Here is a 19,597-nt window from a genome sequence, read left to right as displayed (position 1 = left end):
CCCCATAGGGGGCCCCACCTTCCCCAGTCCCTAGTTCCTAGTCCCTAGCAATCGGCGCGTTTCATTAGCAGCAGATTGCATTGCTCGTTCTGGATTTATCCGATTGGATAGCGCAGCGCTGAGATAACGCTGCAAAATATCTGATGTCTGGGCATATTGAGCTACTGGCGAACGTAAAACTGCATTGTCCACAACCTCCAGTAACTGCGGATAGTGAGGGTATTTGGCAACAATCTCTGGGTCTGTAAATAAATCTCGGCGACTTGGAACATAGCCTGCACTCAAAATGAATCGGCGCTGTGCCTCCCGACTGGTAAAGTACTGAATTGCTTTCCACGCTTCTTCGGGATGTTTAGAAGATTTAGAAATCCCTATACCCCAGCCTCCTAAACAAGCTGCACCAGTTTTACCGGGAGCATGAACCATCGGTTTAATTGCAATTTTGCCTTTGATTGGCGAATTCTTTTCTTGGGCTAAAGGCCATGCATAGGGCCAGCTACGTAAAAACGCTACTTGACCACTTTGGAAGAAACGCCGGGTGTCTTCTTCCTGGTAGGTTGTGACTCCAGGAGGAGAAACGCCTTCGCTGATGGTACTACGCAAAAACTCAATGGCTTGTAATGTTTCTGGTCTATCCAGCCCTACCTCTAACGTTTGGGGATTAACCCAGAAGCCACCAAAACCATTAAGGACTTCCACAAACATTGCTACGAGTCCTTCATATTGCCGTCCCTGCCAAACATAACCCCAATTCACCTTGTCTTTTTTCTGCAAGGCTTGGGATATTCGCATTAAATCCTCAAAGGTTTCTGGTGGTTTCAATCCTGCTTCTTTGATTAAATCTTCCCGGTAGTAGAGCATTCCCACGTCGGAACGCACGGGAATGCGGTACAGCTTGTTCTGGTAACGTCCGCCTTCTACATCCTTGGGTGAAAATACTGCCAACTCTTGCTTGGAAATGCGATCGTCTAGGGGTAGCAACCATCCAGCAGCAGCAAACTTGGGTGTCCAGATTACATCCATATTCACCAAGTCATAAGGGGATTCACCTAATATAAAAGATGAGGTGTACAGGTCTTCGAGCAAATTTGTGGCATTGGGCCCCTCAACTAAGTTAATGCGAATGCCTGGGTTCTCAGCCTCAAAGTCTCTAATCAAACCCTGCTTCCAAGGTTGGGCATCAGGGGCAGTAATCAACATATTCAGGGTAACTGGTTGCTGCGAGAGTGCTACCCAATTGAACAATACGATCCCCAAAAGAATTGCTAGAAAAATCGCTATATGCAAAAAACTTTGTTTTTGGATGAATTTTTGTAGCTTGTTGATTGGGTTTTGATACAACATTATCAATAATGTAGCGATCGCTATTGGTAATAATTATCTAGTTATCTCTGAAGGCAACTGTATTTACTGCCTGTTTGCGAAGCGTAGCCATTCCTACGACTTAATTGTTTCCGATTTTCTTCTTAGTTTATCCTCTCCTGGTATTAACAAGAAGGGATAAAGCAGTATTTAATGTTTCTATACTGACAGTTTTAACAGATTGTAATAATTGAACCTCCCGTCACGCGATTCCTGCTTCAACGCTCTGTGAGCTATTTCCTTTAATAGGAATATGGCTTGCCTAACTCATGACTGGAAGTCACCAGTGTGCAGCTTGCAGAAATCAATCAGGATTTTTATATTCCTGCAAAGCTCCTAATTTACGAATTCCCGGCCAAATCATGGCTGTAGCAATCACCACTACAATTGTGCCAATTCCACCACCGACAACGGAAATCACTGGGCCAAATAAAGCTGCTGTCAAGCCTGATTCAAAGCCTCCTAATTCATTCGAGGCACTAATAAACACGCTATTAATAGCAGCAACCCGACCACGCAAACGATCCGGTGTTCTAATTTGAACTAATGTATGGCGAATCACAACGCTAATACTATCTAGTGCGCCACCAAGGGTCAGCATTAACATAGACAGCCAAAATGAACGAGAAAGTCCAAAGATGATTGTGACAACTCCAAAGCCAACCACTGACCACAATAAGGCTGGGCCTGCTTTGCGTAACGGTGGTAAATACGCCAGGGTAATGGCCATAGTCAAAGCACCAATGGAGTGGGCTGCTTGTAAGTATCCCAATTCTACTGGCCCCACGTGGAGAATATCTTTGGCAAAGATGGGTAGCAATGCAATCGCACCACCCAACAATACAGCAAACATATCCAATGTGATCGCTGCTAAAATCAACTGATTCTGCCAGACAAATTTAGCACCAGCTGCAAGTGCTTTAAGTGAGATTGGCTCAGTTGTGCGGATGGCTTTTTGTTCTTTAATCGCTACTGTTAAAAGAAAACACAGCAACGCGGCGATCGCTGCTACTACATATACTCCTGTAGCACTTCCCAGCAAAGCGATGCCGAATCCCCCCAAGGTTGGGCCAATAACAGCAGCTAACTGAAAGCTACTACTATTCCAAGTTGCCGCATTAGTAAACGCACTGACAGGTATCAACTGCCACATTAAGGCATCACTAGCAGGTCTGAGGAATGCCCTAGCGACACCTGTTAATACCAAGCAGGCGTAAATTAGAAAAATTGCACCTTGAGTATAAGAAAGCACTGCCAAAGCCAGCGAACAGAGAGCTAGCAGCGTCACTGATAGTAAGATGATGAGTTTGCGCTCGCGGCGATCGGCCACATGTCCGGTAATCAAGGTGAGAGCAATCATCGGCAAGACTTGCGCCAGTCCTACACCACCGAGAACGATCGCTGAGTTAGTCCGCTCATAGAGTTCCCAGCCGATAGCTACAGTTTGCATTTGCGATCCCACGGACAGCACCAGCCGTCCAATGGTAAATAGCCGATAGTCTCGAAACTTAAAGGCTGCAAAGGGATCGTGCTGTGCAACCTCAGAGTTATGGGGATTTGAGTTCCGTTTGCTCGAAGACATTTTTTAGTAGAGTTAAGCCTTCTTCAATGTTAGAAATTTGCTCTTCTGTCAAACCTTTTAACAGGTCGGTAATATGAGTGCGAGTTTGATCTTGGGATTGCTTGAGATGATGCCTTCCATCTTCAGTTAAATTGAGCAGCACCCGCCGCCGCTCTTGAGGATGAGAGCAACGTTTCACGAAGTCACGTTGTACTAAGCGTTCTACGGTTGCTGATGCCGTGGCAGAAGTGACACCTAAATGCTCTGCGAGGTCAGATAATGAAGCACCTGGATTACGATTGATAAATGCTAGCGATCGCAACTGAGGTATAGATAAAAAGGCGGCACTATGGGCACGCATATCCGCTCGGATAAACCGCATCATTAATGGAACTGTTTCCATTACTCTAGCGGCACATTCTTCGGAAGTTGCACCTTGAGCAGGTTTATCCAAGGTCATGGGCTTGTTGTTCTCCTGATTACATGGCCACCCGTGGATAAAGTTTTCCACCAATGATGGCCAAAATTATGAATGTTAATAAGAGAATTGTACAATCCAGACCAAAGCCATAGACGCTAGTGCCGTTTAACAGCATCGTGCTGCGTAAGCCATCAACCTCATAAGTCAGGGGATTTAAATGGGAAATGAATTTTAACCAACTGGGCATCAACGAAATCGGATAGATGGCATTGCTTGCAAAAAATAACGGCATGGTTAACAATTGCCCAATACCCGTCATCCTTTCTCGGCTTTTCACTAAACAGCCAATAATTAATGAAAAAATGCAAAATGTTCCCGCGCCCAGTATGACTACTACAAGTACTTGGAGAATAGCTAGGGGATGAAGATTTAATTTTACACCTAATAAAAATGCCAATCCGTAAATCAATAGTACTTGAGATAAGCACCGCACCCCACACGCCAGAGCTTTGCCCAAGACCATCGCCACGCGAGGTGTCGGACTAGCTAAAAACTTATGGACAATCCCTAAATCTCGCTCCCAGATTAGCGTCATTCCACCACTAAAAATTGCCACAAACAGAATACTCTGAGCCAAAATACCAGCAGAAATGAAGTCCAAATAGGGTAAGTTACCTGTAGGAATCGCGTGAGTGCGGGCGAAAACTTGCCCAAAGATCAACAGCCATAAGGCTGGTTGCACAGCCCGAACTACTAAATCAGTAGGATCGTGGCGGAGTTTACGGATTTCTAATTCCGCGATCGCCAGGGTTTTTGTAACTAACTCTTTGATTGCAGAGATGAAATTTACTCGCCCAGTGGGTGGTGCTTTAACCCAACCGTTGCGCAGTCCGTCTGGTTCTTGCTGTGTCACGGTAGTTGACTCCTGATGTTAACTGGTCGCCTGTATAGTGAATAAACACATCATCCAAAGTTGCGTTTGGTCGATCTAAAGAAGCTTTTAAGTCGCTTGGTGTGCCTGTAATTACGACTTCACCTTGCTGCATAATCGCCACTCGGTTACATAAACTGTCTGCTTCTTCTAAAAAGTGGGTTGTTAAAAATATAGTTGTGCCGTAATCAGCACAGAGTTGTAGCACAAGCTGCCATACTTGAGTCCGGGCGATGGGATCTAGTCCGACAGTCGGCTCATCAAGAAAGAGAATTTGGGGTTGATGTAAAACTGATACGGCGATTTCTAGCTTGCGGATCATCCCACCAGAGTAGTTGCGTACCAAGCGCTTTGCTGCATCTTGCAAACCCATGTATTCTAGAATTTCATAGATGCGGCGATCGCGTCCTTTTGCTGGTATTCCATAAAGCTTGGCGAAGATTAAGAGATTTTCGTAACCCGTGAGACTCCCATCAGCAGAGAGCGCTTGGGGTACATAGCCGATAGCCCGTCTCACAGGATTGGGTTGACGAGTCACGTCATAGCCAGCTAAGGTTGCTTTCCCTGCACTCAGAGGTAGCAAAGTTGTCAACATCTTAATAACTGTACTTTTCCCTGCCCCATTAGGCCCAAGCAGCCCAAATACTTCACCCTGTTCCACAGATATACTCAGGTTATTAACAGCCGTTAACTTCCCAAAACGGCGTGTGAGTCCCTGAGTTTCCAAAATCAACGGTCTTGACTCGCTAGGAGATTCTGACCGATTTATTTTTCCAGTCAGTATTGTCACAAGTTTGATGCACTTCCATTAATTAGTTAAACTAACTATTAGTTTCTCAATATATATCCTGGAAGTCAATAGACTTGTTACAAAAATCTCAATCAGAGTCAAAATAATTGATTAGGACTGACGCAAAACTACCTCCCTCTGCGTGTTTTGAGCTTTGCGAGTTAGCGGGCGATCGCATTAGTGAACGCTTGCAACAGCAGGCTGAAAGCCCTTCGGAGCAAAACAGCAGTTTTTTGAACAACATCAATAAAGTCACACTGAGATCGTAAAAAAACCCAATATTTGGAGGCCGATCGCATTCTGTGGAATCATAGAATGCGATTCGCGATCGCCAAATCTAACGCACAGTTTCCCGCAAAGCCTCAGCATCTACAGGTTTGATTAGGTAAACTAACAGTAGATTCCAAACAATTGCTGCAATCAAAGGTAGTTTGCGAATTAGTTTCACAACTTTGGGTACAGAACTACTCTCAATCTCTGCAATTTTCATGTTGTAACCCGCACAGCGTTGTAGACGTGGGAAAAACTTCGGATGTTCAGTATTCAACATCACAGGAAAAGCTCGTCCAGCAGTTTCATTGGTGTTACGGACAACTTCGCGGTCAAATTCTGTCGCATCAAGTCCCAATGAGGTGTAAAAACCAGCCCGTTCATGAACTGTCAGCGTGTGGGTAGCAAATACCGATAACAAGAAAAAGCGACTCCACAGCCTAGCTTTCCAGTTGTTCCACAGTTGCGGTTGAGAACGTAAAAGCGCCTTGAATATATCTCCGTGGCGGTTTTCGTCCTGACACCAACTCTCAAAATATTGGAAGATGGGGTAAAACTGGTTTTCTGGGTACTTTTCTAGATGTCTGTAGATAATAATGTAACGCCAGTAGCCGATTTTTTCTGATAAGTAAACGGTGTAGAGTACCCACTCAATTGGGAAAAACGTATAGGTGCGGGTTTTAGTAACATTCCCTAAATCTAGGGAGAGTTTAAAATCACCCATTGCTTTGTTGAGAAATCCGGCGTGGCGAGCTTCATCACGCGCCATCAGTTGAAATATTTCCGCTAGCAGTGGACTGCGATTTTTCAGCTTGCGGGATAATTCTTTGAATAGCAAGAAGCCAGAAAATTCTGAAATGCAAGAGCGTTCCAAATACTCAATAAATGCCTGCCTTGCTTCACCCTCAATGTGTTCCCAAGACTGGTTAAACACCTCATCCCGAACAAAATGATGACGGTTGTAGTCTGTCTGCATTTCTGTCAGCATTGCCTTTAACTCCGTCTCCTGGGCAGATAAATCCAGGTTGGCCGCAGTTTCAAAATCTGTAGTGTAAAACCGGGGGGTAAGTACAGTTTCTTTGCTGGGGGTTTTAATTTCTGGCTTGGGTAGGGTATTAACCATGTGTAATACGGTAAGCAAGTAAATAGTCCTATAGTTATCAAGTTATAATAAATATGATTCTTTTGCTATGCCTTTTTACAATCCTTCAGTAAAGCAAGAAATGCCCTATATACTAGATCGGTTAAAGCATAATAGGACTTTAGTTTAAAAAATTTATTAACTTTTTAAACTTCTCCAAGTCAAATAAATTTATAACTACAGAGTCCTTTAGTAGATAAAATTACCTTTACTGAAAGGCTGTAGATTGTTCCTCTGCAATTTTTTGTTTTGCTTGTTTAGCAGCAGCAATGAGTTTTGATTGTGTTCTCTAGAACGATTCATTCTATGTGATTTCATCTTGCAGATCGTCAATGTATTCCCGCAGATGCTCTGCAATCCGATCTTGTACCTCAATAGGTAAAGACTCCATCATTTCGATCGCAGTAATAATTGCTGCTGACGACATGGTGAATTGCTCTCACGCAACGCTTTGCTTTTAAAGCTAACACCGATCGCCTCTCTATTCCTAAAGCTCTCATCCGTGATGATATAATTGACTTCAACTCAAATGCAATCAGCTAAGGTTATTCCGCAGCTATAGGAATCCGATTTGATTTCTGAAAATATACGTAGGATGTGTTAGCGAGAGCGTAACGCATCAAACCCATGATAATAGTGCGTTACGAACTTCGTTCTAACACACTCTACAATACCTAATTTCGTTCAAAAATCAAATAGTAATCCTATATGCCCGTCGTAAGCATCGCTCAAATTCCTTATTCTTTTAATATGTTGCATAGCACTACAACTACCAAAATCGGCATAACACATCAAACACGGAATTAAACCGTGTTTTTGTGTGTTTTACAACCCCATAACCGTGCGATAATGGGCTTCAATTTGCGCGACAGTTTGAGACTTACGCTTTGTCTCCCACTGACTGCGGTTAAATAATTCTTGTCGCAATTCATCAACGTTAATTGTTGTTACTTTCCCATCGGCAACAATTTGCTTACCGTTAACCCAAAGACTATCAACAACATTAGTAGGACGACCTAAAACTAATAAGCCAATAGGGTCTGTACGAGGAAGTAATGATAAATTGGTGAGGTCATAAAGTACTAAATCTGCTTGTTTCCCTATAGTAATAGAACCGAGCTTATCTGCAACATTCAGTCCTTTCGCACCTCCTAAAGATGCCATTTCTACTGCTTGTCGGGGTGTAATCCAGTGCTGATAATCTAAATCTGTAACGTTGTGCAATATAGAACCAATTTTTATCGCTTCTAACAAATCTTGGGAGTCGTTACTAGAAGCACCATCACAACCAAAAGTTACATTTACTCCAGCTTGGCGATATTTTAAAATTGGGGCAATGCCACTGCCTAAACGTAAATTACTTAAGGGATTGTGAACAACTGTAGATTTAGTTTCAGCGAGGATGGCGATATCATTATCATTTAACCAAACACAATGGGCAAGTGTTGTGCGATCGCTCAAAAACCCGATTCTTTTTAAATGTTCCACGGCAGTACAACCATACTTCTCTTGGGCGAGTTTTTCCTGTGCCCTCGTTTCGAGTAAATGGGAGTGACGACAAAGATTATAGCGATCGCTTAACTCGATACATCCTGCAAATAAAGCATCAGTACATAATTGTATTCCCGTTGGTGCAACTAAAATATTTATACCCTCATCCGGGCGGTGAAATTGTCTCACCGCCTCTTCGATAATTTCTAATGTTGCCGCAGTTGAGCGAAAATAAGGTTCATGAGTTTGGGCTGATTCCCCAGATGGCATACCTGCGCTGAGGGATTCATCTTGAATTAAGGGGGCGATAAAGGCGCGAATTCCAACTTCTCGGTAAGCGCGAGTTGCAATGGCGATCGTTTCTAACTCAAGTCCGGGAATTAACACCAGGTGATCTACTACACTCGTCCCGCCGGAAAGTAAGGTTTCTACCGCAGTACCCAAAGCGCTGAGATAAACCTGTTCGGGATCGAGGGGGGCAAAATCATACAGTTCCGCCAACCATAATTCTAAAGGGAACATTGACATGATTCCTCGTTGCCACATCTCTGATGAGTGGGTGTGGGCGTTGAAAAAGCCAGGTAACAAAAGTTTATTTTTGCCATCGATGGCAGTGCCAATTACTGGTAGATTCGGGGCAATGGCTGCAATTGCACCATCTACAATCTGTACATCTACCGTTGCATAATCATCACTAGCGGCAATTAAAACATTCTGGATAGTGAAATTTACCATATTTAACCTTAATTAAGTAATTGTATTTTGAACTGAATTTCAAGTTACAAGATAGAAAATGATGTTGAGTATGGCAATTTTATGAATCAACCTTTTCGGACATTGGGAGTCTCACCAAATGCGTGGACAGTGAATGATGCGATCGCAGATATCACTCGTCCTCAAAAGATCCCACAACCCGTTATTTTATCAACAGATACTAAAACCCTGCGCCTAGACTTGGCAAAAGCTGCTATCCTCGTCATTGATATGCAAAACGACTTCTGTCACCCTGATGGCTGGTTAGCGCATATTGGCGTGGATGTAACTCCGGCGCGTCAGCCTATTGAACCTTTAAATAACTTACTTCCAGAACTCCGTGAGGCGGGTGTTCCAGTAATTTGGATAAATTGGGGAAATCGTCCCGACTTGCTCAATATTAGTGCTGGTTCGCGTCATGTCTATAACCCCACAGGGGCAGGTGTGGGTTTAGGCGATCCACTGCCAAGCAATGGTGCTAGAGTACTGATGGCAGGTAGTTGGGCCGCAGCAGTAGTAGACGAACTAGAACAGCTTCCCGAAGATATTCGTATAGACAAATACCGCATGAGTGCGTTCTGGGATACCCCATTAGATAGTATCTTGCGGAATCTAGGAAGCACAACATTATTTTTTGCTGGTGTTAATGCCGATCAATGTGTGCTAGCTACCTTATGTGATGCCAACTTCTTAGGATATGACTGCGTGTTAGTTAAGGATTGTACCGCTACTACTTCTCCTGAATATTGTTGGCTAGCGACATTGTATAATGTTAAACAATGCTTCGGTTTTGTCACTGACTCCCAAGGAATTTTAACAGCGCTGCAAAAGAGTGAGGAGTAATTCGATTTTATATTTTAGATTTTCCTTCAATCCCAAATTCAAAATTGGCTGACTAAGGAATATTTAGTGTTTAGTAATTAGTGATTTGATCGAATAGAATATACAACTCAATATTCAAGGCTGGGATTTTAGAAATTTTCATACCCATCGATAACCTTAGAGGGAATAAGTAAATGTACGCTAGTCGTTGTGTAATTCCGGTTATCAAATCTCCCAAAGATTACCAAGTATATCGCATCAGTCCCAACGACTCTAATCGATTAGCTATTATCTTTGATTCGATAAATGCTAATACTTCCTTGACTTGCTGCATAGAAATTTTTGATGTTGGAGGACAAACGCCGCCAAATCGCCATCAGTGGGCGGTGGAAATGTTTTTTGTCCTCAAAGGGGAAGCGATCGCTATGTGTGACGGCAAGAGTGCCACGATCAAAACTGGAGATAGTTTATTAGTGCCTCCCACCGGGACTCATTTGATTAAAAATACTGGTTCGACTCGCTTGTATACGCTAACTGTTATGGTTCCCAATGAAGATTTTTCGGAATTAATTCGCAGTGGTATTCCGTCGGAGTTAGATGCAGAAGATATGGCAGTACTGGGGAGACTAAATGCTTTAATGCCTTGCTAAGATCGATACCTCTGCCAATTTACGAGGGTTCAACGCCACCAGAAACGGGATGAATACGATCTAAAAACAGGAAGCGTTCTAGAAGCCTTGCCAAAATACAGGATATTGAGTGTTTTTTACACCAATAAATGCATCGTTGATGCATTTATTGGTGTGATGGGCCATGGAAATTGGTGGATCTAATATTTTAAGGTTCAAGCAGCACTATTTTGTCAATCCCAATGTTACATTTTGTATCCTGAGATACAAAAAGAATGTTTTATTAGTTACAAAATTTTATCAAAATGCTCTAGACACTTGACCATACTTTAAGCAATTATTGTATTGAACAATACTAGAACTTTGGTATATAGCTATTCTGTTGCCTAGCGGTTCGAGAATAATACTTTTGAAGTTCATCGCTGGCTTCAGATTTAGTTACCTATTTCGAGATGCCAAAGTATAAAGCCAAGTATCTTATCTTAAGGAGAGTTCAAAATGTCTCAGCAAAGTTTTGTCGAATACTATGAAAGTTTTTTAGCGCAACCAGGCAATTCTCAGTTGCGTGAGGCTTTGGATGCTACTGAAGCAGGTGAGTTTGCAAGAATCGCTGTTGAACAAGGTGAATCAAATGGTTTTGAATTTAACGCTGATGACGTTAAATCTGTAATGGTTTCTGCTGAAAGAAAGGTTCTCGGTTTGTCAACTGCTTCTCCATCTGTGAATATCCGGTCTATTAATAGCGTTAACGGTATTAAAGCAAGACCAGCTAACCGAGAATTATCAGAAAATGAGTTAGAAAGTGTAGCTGGAGGAATGGCTTCATCCACAGTGAAAGAGACAGTTATGTGCTGCTGGTAGCCTTGATTTCAGGCTTTTAGTGTCACTACAAATGAATGTAGTGACTGAGGGCGTTGCTAAATAAAGATATGTTTGTGGCTGACAAAAGGACAGAATAATATTTGAGATAGTGCAGTAACATCGAAGAGAATTTCTCAGTATTTTTTGCCTTTGAAATAGCACAGTGTTTTCTGATATTGACAAGCCAAATATCTCAAATGAGTATTTGTTTTCTCTGTTTACCTTGGCATATTATATGTCCAAGTTACAATTGAATGACTATCAGAATTCACCTCAATTCATATTAATATTTTTATGCAACGCCTATCTGATAAATAAATCTTAAGGCACTTCCAAAGAAACAATGGATATGCCTAAATTTTATTTAATAAAGTAGCATTAACAACAACACCAGTCTGATAAAAAGTTAGTTTTCAATTCATCTTTATTTTGTGCAACACTAACCTTTTACTAGAATGGTTTTGATATCGCAATTTTCCAAAGCACTAGTCATAAATTAATATACTGTGTGCTTAATATGACATGCTACAAATCACTGAAATACATTAAATAGCAAGTATTTATTAGTACTCACAGTAATGGTTGGAGAACGAAACAAGCGAATGTGGCAAAATCTGAATGCTCCTAAGCTGAATCTTAATGGCACGTTTCGGGCTGAAGAACCCAATTCTACTTGGGAGAAGCTACAAGAACTTCTGACTGTTTTTGGCATTACGCGGGTTGCAGACATTACTGGTCTTGACTGCATTGGTATTCCTGTTGCTCAAGCGATTCGTCCTAACGGAAAAGCCTTTTCTGGTTCTCAAGGCAAGGGAATTTCCCTTCTGCTGGCAACGATCTCGGCGGCAATGGAATCTGTGGAGTCTTATCATGCAGAAAACCTCCCAGAACCAGAGATGGTTGCCTCCTATAAAGAAGTCTGCCGACATCACCAGGCAATCGATCCTAGCGTTTTAGAGCCAGGTAAGCGATCGCAGTCTTATCATCCCGATCTGCCGTTAGATTGGATTTGTGGAACCGATCTATTTACGGGGGAACCTGTTTATGTACCGCAGGCATATCTTGATTTAGACACCACAACTGAAAAACGTGATACTCATCTGTTCAGCACTTCTAGTAATGGACTAGCATCAGGAAACCATTTACTAGAAGCGATCGCTCATGGATTGTTTGAAGTCATTGAGCGCGAAGCTGAGTGGCGTTGGTGGCGTTTTCCTCTGGAGGAACGGATTAACTGCTTGGTTGATAGTCAAACCATCCAGTCTCCTTTATTGCAATCCTTACTCCATCAAGTTAAACTTGCCGGGGCGACAGCCGTGATTACTGACTTAACCTCAACTATCGGGATACCTACCTATAAATGCTTGATTAGTGACAGCGAAAACTGGCATGGACGACCCACAGCAGCAGGCTGGGGATGCCACAGTTCCAAAGAAATAGCCTTAGCACGGGCAATCACTGAAGCGGCTCAGTCACGAGTAACGGTTATTGCGGGTAGTCGAGATGACATTCATCCAGATAGTTATGCCCTTGGACGCATCAGGCTGCCAGGTAGCCCAGCAATGAAGTCTAGCAGCAAAAGACCGATCGCCACCCTGATTGATTTTGAAACTCAGCCTGAACTGGCCTTTACCCCAACCTTTGCAGAAGAAATTCAACAAATTCTCGATTGTCTGAGTAATCAGGGATTTAATCAAGCTGTTTTCGTCAATCATACGCGACCGGAGTATGGCATTCCAGTAGTGCATGTCATTGTACCGGGTATGCATCTCCCTTCGTCTTTGTAAAATTTAATATGCACTCGAATTATTTGGAACCTAGTCAAATTCTCGTCTTTCTTGGCCCTACCCTATCCGTTACCCAAGCCAGTCAAATTTTACCGGCCCGTTACCTTGCTCCTGTGCGTTGCGGTGATATTCTTGCCTGTCTGCGGTTACAGCCGCGTGTAATTGCCATTATTGACGGTTTTTTTGACCAAAGCGCTTCAGTTTGGCATAAGGAGATTCTCTGGGCATTAGAAGCAGGAGTGCGAGTATTTGGGGCAAGTAGCATGGGCGCACTCCGAGCCGCCGAACTGGAAGCCTTTGGCATGGAGGGATTTGGAGGTATTTTTGCAGCCTACCAAGATGGACGGTACATCGGGGATGATGAAGTGGCGATTTTACATAGCAATCCTGAATCCCAGTTCCAACCCTTGACTGATGCCTTAGTAAACATCCGCGCCACAGTTAACTTGGCGGTAGACAAAAACATTATTGATGTGGCGATCGCTAATTTAATTATCAGTTGTGCCAAACGGCAGTTCTTCACTCAACGACATTTGAGGCAAGCAGTGGCTGATGCTGAAGTGCGGGGGGGCGATCGCCAGGTTTTAGCCCAGTTTTGGGATTTTGTGCAAAATGGCAGCTATGTGGATCAAAAACAGTTAGATGCCGTTGGACTGCTGAAACATCTGGCTACTATGGTTGGAGAAAGCGATCGCACTGCTGCTAATAACCAGGTAAAGTTTCAACTCAACAAGTCCATTTTTATCGAGGAACTTCAAGCCAGAGTTGCTATCCGTCCATTACGGACAACATATTCCTGGCTGCCTCTGGCCGAAAAAGTATCCCAGGAAGCCAGATTTTTAGGTAGGGTTTATATTCAATTGCGTAATCTTGCTGGGCTACTGCGTTGGTGTGATGCTGTAGCCCAACAAAAGAACCTCCAACCGTCGGAAGCTGATTTAGCTGACGTTTACAATTCTCAAATATTGGGTTTGAGTTCTCTTAATGAACTAGAGTTAGAGCCAGCCCTGATTGAACGTTTGGGTCGGATTCAGGCATTGCTCAAACTTCATAGCGGACATGATGCCTTTGCCAAACAGGTAGAGCAACTGCATCAATTCATCCTGACGATTGTTGGTAAAGATATCTCCTTTGCGAAGGAAGAGAGTAGTGCCGAACAAATAACAGTTAGCGCATTAGCGAGTTGTGAACGGAGGTTATACCGTCAGGTGGCTATCCTCTGGGCTTTAGCCGAACAGACAAACAGCCAATCTGAAGCAAGTTTGAGAATTAGTATTACTCAAAAAATTACGCAGCATTTTTTCCAACAAAAAGGAGTTACTAACGAGGCTGAATTTCCAGCTTGGCTATCAAGTAACTCCTTCACTGAAGCTGAATTTTCTCAGATGATGGAAGCGATCGCGCGGCTAGAGGGATTTGTGAATGTACCCCGATGGTGGGGGCGAGGAATGAGCAACTATTTTTCAGTCACTGAGTGCTTTCTTCCCGATGCCTTAAGGCTGTCTGGATTTTATCCAATTTTAAGCAAAATAGTTCAGTCGGCTGAACAAACACAAAGCGATTTTTGGGAAGCTGAACTGAGAAACTGCCGACAGATGAATGCCTTTCCACAGGAATGTAACATTACCCAAGTGGCTTTTTGGCTAGATTTTAGCGAACCAGAAGAATTTGTAAAAAAACTGCAAACACGCCTGTAAATAAAGCTTATGTTTAGCCCTAACTTTGATTTTGAGAAATTAATTCAACCTATTGATACCGTAACCTTCTTTAAAGAATACTGGGAGCGGCAATGCCTTGTTGTTTCAAGAGGAGACACAGATTACTATTCAGGTCTGTTTTCTATGAAGGATCTTGACTCACTCATTCGCTTTACTGGCATTCGCTATTCTGACTTTAAGGTATCGAAATGGGCAGAGGATTTGTCCAATCAAGGGAATAAATCAGGGGGGAAAGGGTCTATCGATCCCAATGCATCTCCTAGTATTTATCAATTTTATGATGCCTATAATCAAGGCAATACTTTATGTCTTTTTCATCTGCAACAGCACTGGGAAGCGATCGCCACACTTTGCAGAAATCTGGAACAATATCTTAATCATCCCGCGAATGTCAATCTTTACCTAACCCCTAAGACTGCTCAAGGATTTCCTCCCCACTTTGATACACACGATGTTTTTGTTCTCCAGCTTTCTGGAACTAAACTCTGGCGCACATATAATTCTTACTGGGATTTGCCAATGCCAGAAGATGCTCGGCGATTACCACAAGAAGTACTGCGGGAACAACTGAACGCACCCACTCATGAAGTTGAACTCAAGCCAGGTGACTTATTATATATCCCGCGTGGTTTTGTGCATGAAGTTAAGACCTTGGATAGTTCCTCACTTCATCTCACCGTAGGTATTCCTGTTTATCGCTGGGTCGATCTGATTCAGGAAGCTCTCACATCAATTGTGCAGCAAAATGTTGAATTTCGCAAAGCAGTTCCTGTTAGCTTTTTGCGTGAGGATGATGCCAAGATGCAGACCAAAAATCAATTGACAGATTTACTCAAAACCTTTGCTAGTACCGCCGACATTGACGATGCAGTTGAACGGCTGACGATTAAGTTTATTGGCTCACTGTCTCCACTCGCAGATAGCCATTTCAGTAAATTGGACGAGTTGCAACAGATTGACTTGGATACCCTGGTTGTTAAACGCCAAGGAATGATTTGTACAACCGTCACGAAAGGGGATGCAGTGATGATTCAATTTCCTCAAAACAGAGTTGAAGCGCCAGCCTATGTAGAGCCAGCTTTCCGCTTCATTGCTGAGTCAAAAGCTGCATTTCCCATCAAATCGCTGCCCGATTTTGCCAGCGACAATAGCAAAATCGTGTTGGTACGCCGTTTGCTCAAAGAAGGATTGTTAACGATTGGTTGAAAATTTCCGAGTTAGATGCTTATTAAATTGGCATTTTAACTTATATTCAGGTGATGCAATATTACCGTTCACATCTCTCTAATAGTCAATTCTTATTGCTATTCTCTGCAAGTGTCACATCTTCATATATTTCTGCAATCGCACAACGAAAATCAACGCTAGCTAAATGCACTTCTTGTTCTTTTTCATAAGGGTAAAGTACCCACTGTCCTTGTTCATTGCGACGGAAGCATTCTACACTCATTCGATCTGGTGAAATTAGCACATATTCTTGTAGTAATTCTAAGTGTCGGTAACTGGCAAATTTCTTCCCTCTGTCATAACCTTCTGTTGACTCAGAAATCACTTCAATAATTAAGGAGGGATAGCACTTAAAATATTCAAATTCTTTATCTCTTGTATCGCAAGTAACCATCACATCAGGATAAAAATAGCGATTTATGACATCAATTTGTGCTTTCATATCTGCCATATAAACACGGCAATCACTACCACGGAGATGGTTTCGCAGCAGCATAGATACATTCATGGTAACTGTAACATGAGCATCACTTGCCCCTGCCATTGCGTAAACTTGTCCATCAATATACTCGTGTTTGATTTCACTAAATTTCTCGCCTTCCAAGTATTCTTCTGGGGAGATATAGTACTCACTTTGGCTAATGACCATTTTAGTACCTTAGTAGTTTTATCAAACATTTTAACCTATAGAACAAATCTAATGAGCAACAGCACCACCAGATGGTTTCACCTTTTTCAAGAATAAAACGGCAAGTCCACTGAGTAACAATGCAATGCCAATAAAATAGAAACAATCGTTAAAAGCCATCACAAATGCTTCCCGGCGGACAATGTTAGATATGGATGCGATCGCTTGATTTTGAGCAGTACTCAAATCTTCTCCTTTGCTAACAAAATACTGTGTCAATTGCTCAATTCGTTGTTGAGTTTCTGGGTTATATAAAGATACTCCATCACCCAATCTATTCGAGTGAAATTGCTCTCTGTTAGTTAACAAAGTTGCTAAAGATGCAATTCCTATAGAACCGCCCATATTCCGCATCATATTAAATAAACCACTTGCCGATCCTGCTTCTTGTGGACTCAACCCAGCAGTGGCAATAGAACTAAGTGGTACCATAATTAGGGGTTGTCCCATTGCACGCACAAATTGCGACCATCGTAATTGCTCTAATCCAGTTTCATTGGTCATTCCAGAGTTCATAAATGCACTGATGGAAAACAAAGTCACACCAACAGCCACCATTAAACGCACATCAATACGTTGCATCAATCTGGGTATTAAAGGAATAATAAATAGTTGGGGAATCCCAGCCCAAATTAATACTTCACCAATTTGCAGCGCACTATATTTTTGAATTTGGGCAAGATACAATGGTAAAATATAAATTGAACCATACAATCCTACCCCTAGCGACACATTAACAATACTGGCTAAACCAAAGTTACGCCGAAGTACAAGTCGCAAATTTATAAATGGTTGTTTACGAGTTAATTCTATGAAAAAAAATAGCGCTATAAAAATTGCTGCTACTATACTTAAACGCACAATCAACGCTGAACTAAACCAATCTTTGCGGCTACCTTCTTCTAAAACAACTTGCAGGGAACCTAACCCAATCGCCATCGCCATAATTCCCCACCAATCACCTTGCTTCAGTAAATTAATTTGGGGTAGTTCTTGCTTAATTCCGTACCAAACGCCAGCTAGCATTAATACCCCTGGAATTACATTTATATAAAAGTTGTATTCCCAACCAAAATTTTCTGTTAACCAACCTCCTATTGTCGGGCCAATTGAAGGAGCAAAAACTGCACTAAAACCAAATGCAGCCAGTCCCACTGATTGCTTAGATTGGGGTAAAGTCGTTAATACAACTGTCATAGCGGTGGGAATTAATACTCCTCCACTAAAACCTTGTAAAGCGCGAAATAAAATCATGGAATTGAGATCCCACGCCCAAGCACAGCATATAGAAAAGAAAATAAATAGCGCAGTATTCACTAACAGATAACGTCGTAAAGAAAAAACTCTTGATAACCATCCTGTTAGAGGAATAACTACAATTTCTGCTACGAGATAGGCGGTAGAAATCCAAGAACCTTCTTCTAGAGTTGCTCCTAAACTTGCTTGAATCTGTTGCAGCGAAGCATTAGTTATTTGAATATCTAATACCGCCATAAATGCACCAAGCATACTAGCTAATACACCAATCCAGGTTCTTAGCGGGACAAGTTCTGGTGGTGCTTGCTGACGAATTACACCTGCATTAGCCATAGTGTTGTTCCAGTTCCAAGGTTAAGTAACAAAATTATTATTAAATCTTATACCATGTCTTGGCAATTTTTATCCTAAGCTTTATGACTTATTACAATGCCTTTTTGCTCATAGATTGGACGCATTATTTGCCTTAAACCAGGCAACTGTCTGCTAAAAACTATAGAGCCTAAAATACAAGCTATGCCATCAATAATTAAAGTGTTGGTAGCACCAATATGACTTGCTAATATACCACCTAACAAATTACCTATGGGAATCATCCCCAAAAATGACATTGTATATAAGCTCATCAATCGCCCACGTTTGTCATCTTCAACAATTGTTTGTAAAAATGTGTTGCTAGCAGCAATTTGCAGAATAGTACCTAAGCCAACAAATAACATTGTAAATAAAGAGAGTGGTAAAAATCGAGAGAAAGAAAAGGCAATTAGACCAGTTCCTAAAATTGCTGGAGCTAAGGCAATCAAATTACCAATTCCTAAGATTGTTTGACGCGTAGCTAGATAAATACCACCAGTTAAGGCTCCAACTCCAGATGCCGCCATTAAAAACCCCAAGGTTTCTGCACCACCTTTGAGAACTTGTTCTGCAATAACTGGTACTAAAATAGTATTTTGTAGCCCCATAAGGCTAACTAAAGTTGATAGCAACAAAATCGAGCGAATCGGTGGAAAGCTAAAGGCATATACAAATCCCTCTTTGACTTTTTGCAAGGGATTCCCGTCAGATACCACATGTTTCCAAGGTTTAACTTTCATTGCCAATAAAGCGGCGATGACAGCAATGTAACTCAAACCATCTATTAAAAAACAATAGCCAGTTCCAACGCTGGCAATTAGTAAACCTCCGATCGCAGGGCCAATCAATCGCGCACCGTTGATCGTGGTAGAGTTAATGGCGATCGCATTGGCTAAATCTTCTCTGCGTTCAACCAGTTCTGGCACAAATGCTTGGCGTGCTGGCGCATCTAAGGCGTTAATAAATCCTTGACACAAGCTCAAGGCGATAATGTGCCATACCTGAATCACACCAGTCAGCGCCAGCACTGCTAATGTTAACGATTGAATCATCGCCAAGACTTGTGTACCAATTAAGGTCCGATACCGAGAAAATCGATCTACAAATACTCCACCAAAGGGAGCTAAAAAAAAGCTAGGAATTTGACTCGAAAATCCTACAACTCCTAGCATTAATGGGGAATTTGTCAATTCATAAACTAGCCAAATCGTCGCAAGTTGCGTCATCCATGTCCCAATTAGGGAAATACCTTGTCCGGCAAAAAACAACTGGTAGTTTTTTGACCTCAACGCAGGTAATAGCGGTTTTTTCATGTCAGGTTTGTTTTATACCAATCTCCTCTCACAAATATCATTTCACCTCATCTTTATACGCCTCTCTATAGATGTAGGAGAATGTCATACGCACAAAGAGCTTTTTTATCTGTTTTTAACAATACAAGAAAGCAGTTGTTTCTGGAGGAATACTACACTTCTCTGCGGGACGCTCTGTTACCACCCTCAGAGGCAGCTTGCGGTTCAAGTCCCCAGTCCCC

General features: G+C 42.2%; 17 protein-coding genes. 6 read left to right on the top strand and 11 right to left on the bottom strand.

What is annotated here, in order from left to right; translation table 11 throughout:
- Positions 1-30 precede the first annotated feature (30 nt).
- From CDG79_RS32000 to CDG79_RS31965, 8 genes are all read right to left on the bottom strand, one after another.
- A complete protein-coding gene (locus tag CDG79_RS32000; RefSeq protein WP_094345720.1) occupies positions 31-1,344 on the bottom strand; it encodes an ABC transporter substrate-binding protein in 1,314 nt (437 codons plus the stop codon).
- A 322-nt stretch (positions 1,345-1,666) separates the two neighbouring features.
- A complete protein-coding gene (locus CDG79_RS31995) occupies positions 1,667-2,944 on the bottom strand; it encodes an MFS transporter (RefSeq protein ID WP_094345719.1) in 1,278 nt (425 codons plus the stop codon).
- A complete protein-coding gene (locus CDG79_RS31990; protein ID WP_094345718.1) occupies positions 2,910-3,383 on the bottom strand; it encodes a MarR family winged helix-turn-helix transcriptional regulator in 474 nt (157 codons plus the stop codon). The genes CDG79_RS31995 and CDG79_RS31990 overlap by 35 nt, the downstream gene beginning before the upstream one ends.
- 19 nt (positions 3,384-3,402) lie before the next feature.
- A complete protein-coding gene (locus CDG79_RS31985) occupies positions 3,403-4,257 on the bottom strand; it encodes an ABC transporter permease (RefSeq protein ID WP_094345717.1) in 855 nt (284 codons plus the stop codon).
- Positions 4,214-5,065 (bottom strand): ABC transporter ATP-binding protein, encoded by an 852-nt coding sequence (locus CDG79_RS31980; protein ID WP_094345716.1) that lies wholly within the window; start codon positions 5,063-5,065, stop codon positions 4,214-4,216. Before CDG79_RS31980 ends, CDG79_RS31985 begins: the two co-directional genes overlap by 44 nt.
- A gap of 337 nt (positions 5,066-5,402) precedes the next feature.
- A complete protein-coding gene (acsF, locus tag CDG79_RS31975) occupies positions 5,403-6,458 on the bottom strand; it encodes a magnesium-protoporphyrin IX monomethyl ester (oxidative) cyclase (protein ID WP_094329231.1) in 1,056 nt (351 codons plus the stop codon).
- Between the two features lie 322 nt (positions 6,459-6,780).
- On the bottom strand, positions 6,781-6,903 hold the full coding sequence (locus CDG79_RS45250) for a hypothetical protein (RefSeq protein WP_317616631.1): 123 nt from the start codon (positions 6,901-6,903) through the stop codon (positions 6,781-6,783).
- Between the two features lie 398 nt (positions 6,904-7,301).
- A complete protein-coding gene (locus CDG79_RS31965; RefSeq protein ID WP_094345715.1) occupies positions 7,302-8,702 on the bottom strand; it encodes an amidohydrolase in 1,401 nt (466 codons plus the stop codon).
- An 81-nt stretch (positions 8,703-8,783) separates the two neighbouring features.
- Here CDG79_RS31965 and CDG79_RS31960 point away from each other — a divergent pair, with 81 nt between their 5' ends.
- The 6 genes from CDG79_RS31960 (at position 8,784) to CDG79_RS31935 (ending at position 15,743) form a co-directional block, all read left to right on the top strand.
- Positions 8,784-9,563: a cysteine hydrolase family protein gene (locus tag CDG79_RS31960; RefSeq protein ID WP_094345714.1), complete on the top strand. Its 780-nt coding sequence runs from the start codon at positions 8,784-8,786 to the stop codon at positions 9,561-9,563.
- Positions 9,564-9,736: 173 nt separating this feature from the next.
- Positions 9,737-10,192, top strand: a complete 456-nt coding sequence (locus CDG79_RS31955) for a cupin domain-containing protein (protein WP_094345713.1) — start codon at positions 9,737-9,739, stop codon at positions 10,190-10,192.
- Positions 10,193-10,669: 477 nt separating this feature from the next.
- Positions 10,670-11,032, top strand: a complete 363-nt coding sequence (locus tag CDG79_RS31950) for a hypothetical protein (RefSeq protein WP_094345712.1) — start codon at positions 10,670-10,672, stop codon at positions 11,030-11,032.
- Between the two features lie 578 nt (positions 11,033-11,610).
- The gene (locus CDG79_RS31945; protein ID WP_094345711.1) at positions 11,611-12,819 is read left to right on the top strand and encodes a YcaO-like family protein; all 1,209 of its coding nucleotides are present in this window, start codon (positions 11,611-11,613) and stop codon (positions 12,817-12,819) included.
- A gap of 8 nt (positions 12,820-12,827) precedes the next feature.
- Positions 12,828-14,516 carry a TfuA-like protein gene (locus CDG79_RS31940; RefSeq protein ID WP_094345710.1) on the top strand — a complete coding sequence of 563 codons (1,689 nt, stop codon included), beginning with the start codon at positions 12,828-12,830 and terminating at the stop codon, positions 14,514-14,516.
- A 144-nt stretch (positions 14,517-14,660) separates the two neighbouring features.
- Entirely contained in the window at positions 14,661-15,743 is a 1,083-nt protein-coding gene (locus CDG79_RS31935) for a cupin domain-containing protein (protein ID WP_317616630.1), read from the top strand.
- Between the two features lie 85 nt (positions 15,744-15,828).
- Here CDG79_RS31935 and CDG79_RS31930 read toward each other — a convergent pair whose 3' ends face one another.
- From CDG79_RS31930 to CDG79_RS31920, 3 genes are all read right to left on the bottom strand, one after another.
- Entirely contained in the window at positions 15,829-16,413 is a 585-nt protein-coding gene (locus CDG79_RS31930) for a Uma2 family endonuclease (protein WP_094345708.1), read from the bottom strand.
- Positions 16,414-16,461: 48 nt separating this feature from the next.
- Positions 16,462-18,042, bottom strand: coding sequence for a DHA2 family efflux MFS transporter permease subunit (locus CDG79_RS31925; RefSeq protein WP_094345707.1), 1,581 nt, complete (start codon positions 18,040-18,042; stop codon positions 16,462-16,464).
- A gap of 74 nt (positions 18,043-18,116) precedes the next feature.
- Entirely contained in the window at positions 18,117-19,376 is a 1,260-nt protein-coding gene (locus CDG79_RS31920) for an MFS transporter (protein WP_094345706.1), read from the bottom strand.
- Positions 19,377-19,597 lie beyond the last annotated feature (221 nt).

This window comes from Nostoc sp. 'Peltigera membranacea cyanobiont' 232 (assembly GCF_002245985.1).
In the GTDB taxonomy this organism is placed as follows: Bacteria; Cyanobacteriota; Cyanobacteriia; order Cyanobacteriales; family Nostocaceae; genus Nostoc.
This window is presented reverse-complemented; position numbering and strand designations above follow the sequence as displayed.

Bases quoted from the DNA above. Each gene is read 5' to 3' on its own strand.
- CDG79_RS32000 (WP_094345720.1), bottom strand. From the start codon at position 1,344: ATGTTGTATCAAAACCCAATCAACAAGCTACAAAAATTCATCCAAAAA.
- CDG79_RS31995 (WP_094345719.1), bottom strand. From the start codon at position 2,944: ATGTCTTCGAGCAAACGGAACTCAAATCCCCATAACTCTGAGGTTGCA.
- CDG79_RS31990 (WP_094345718.1), bottom strand. From the start codon at position 3,383: ATGACCTTGGATAAACCTGCTCAAGGTGCAACTTCCGAAGAATGTGCC.
- acsF (WP_094329231.1), bottom strand. From the start codon at position 6,458: ATGGTTAATACCCTACCCAAGCCAGAAATTAAAACCCCCAGCAAAGAA.
- CDG79_RS45250 (WP_317616631.1), bottom strand. From the start codon at position 6,903: ATGTCGTCAGCAGCAATTATTACTGCGATCGAAATGATGGAGTCTTTA.
- CDG79_RS31965 (WP_094345715.1), bottom strand. From the start codon at position 8,702: ATGGTAAATTTCACTATCCAGAATGTTTTAATTGCCGCTAGTGATGAT.
- CDG79_RS31960 (WP_094345714.1), top strand. From the start codon at position 8,784: ATGAATCAACCTTTTCGGACATTGGGAGTCTCACCAAATGCGTGGACA.
- CDG79_RS31955 (WP_094345713.1), top strand. From the start codon at position 9,737: ATGTACGCTAGTCGTTGTGTAATTCCGGTTATCAAATCTCCCAAAGAT.
- CDG79_RS31950 (WP_094345712.1), top strand. From the start codon at position 10,670: ATGTCTCAGCAAAGTTTTGTCGAATACTATGAAAGTTTTTTAGCGCAA.
- CDG79_RS31945 (WP_094345711.1), top strand. From the start codon at position 11,611: ATGGTTGGAGAACGAAACAAGCGAATGTGGCAAAATCTGAATGCTCCT.
- CDG79_RS31940 (WP_094345710.1), top strand. From the start codon at position 12,828: ATGCACTCGAATTATTTGGAACCTAGTCAAATTCTCGTCTTTCTTGGC.
- CDG79_RS31935 (WP_317616630.1), top strand. From the start codon at position 14,661: ATGAAGGATCTTGACTCACTCATTCGCTTTACTGGCATTCGCTATTCT.
- CDG79_RS31930 (WP_094345708.1), bottom strand. From the start codon at position 16,413: ATGGTCATTAGCCAAAGTGAGTACTATATCTCCCCAGAAGAATACTTG.
- CDG79_RS31925 (WP_094345707.1), bottom strand. From the start codon at position 18,042: ATGGCTAATGCAGGTGTAATTCGTCAGCAAGCACCACCAGAACTTGTC.
- CDG79_RS31920 (WP_094345706.1), bottom strand. From the start codon at position 19,376: ATGAAAAAACCGCTATTACCTGCGTTGAGGTCAAAAAACTACCAGTTG.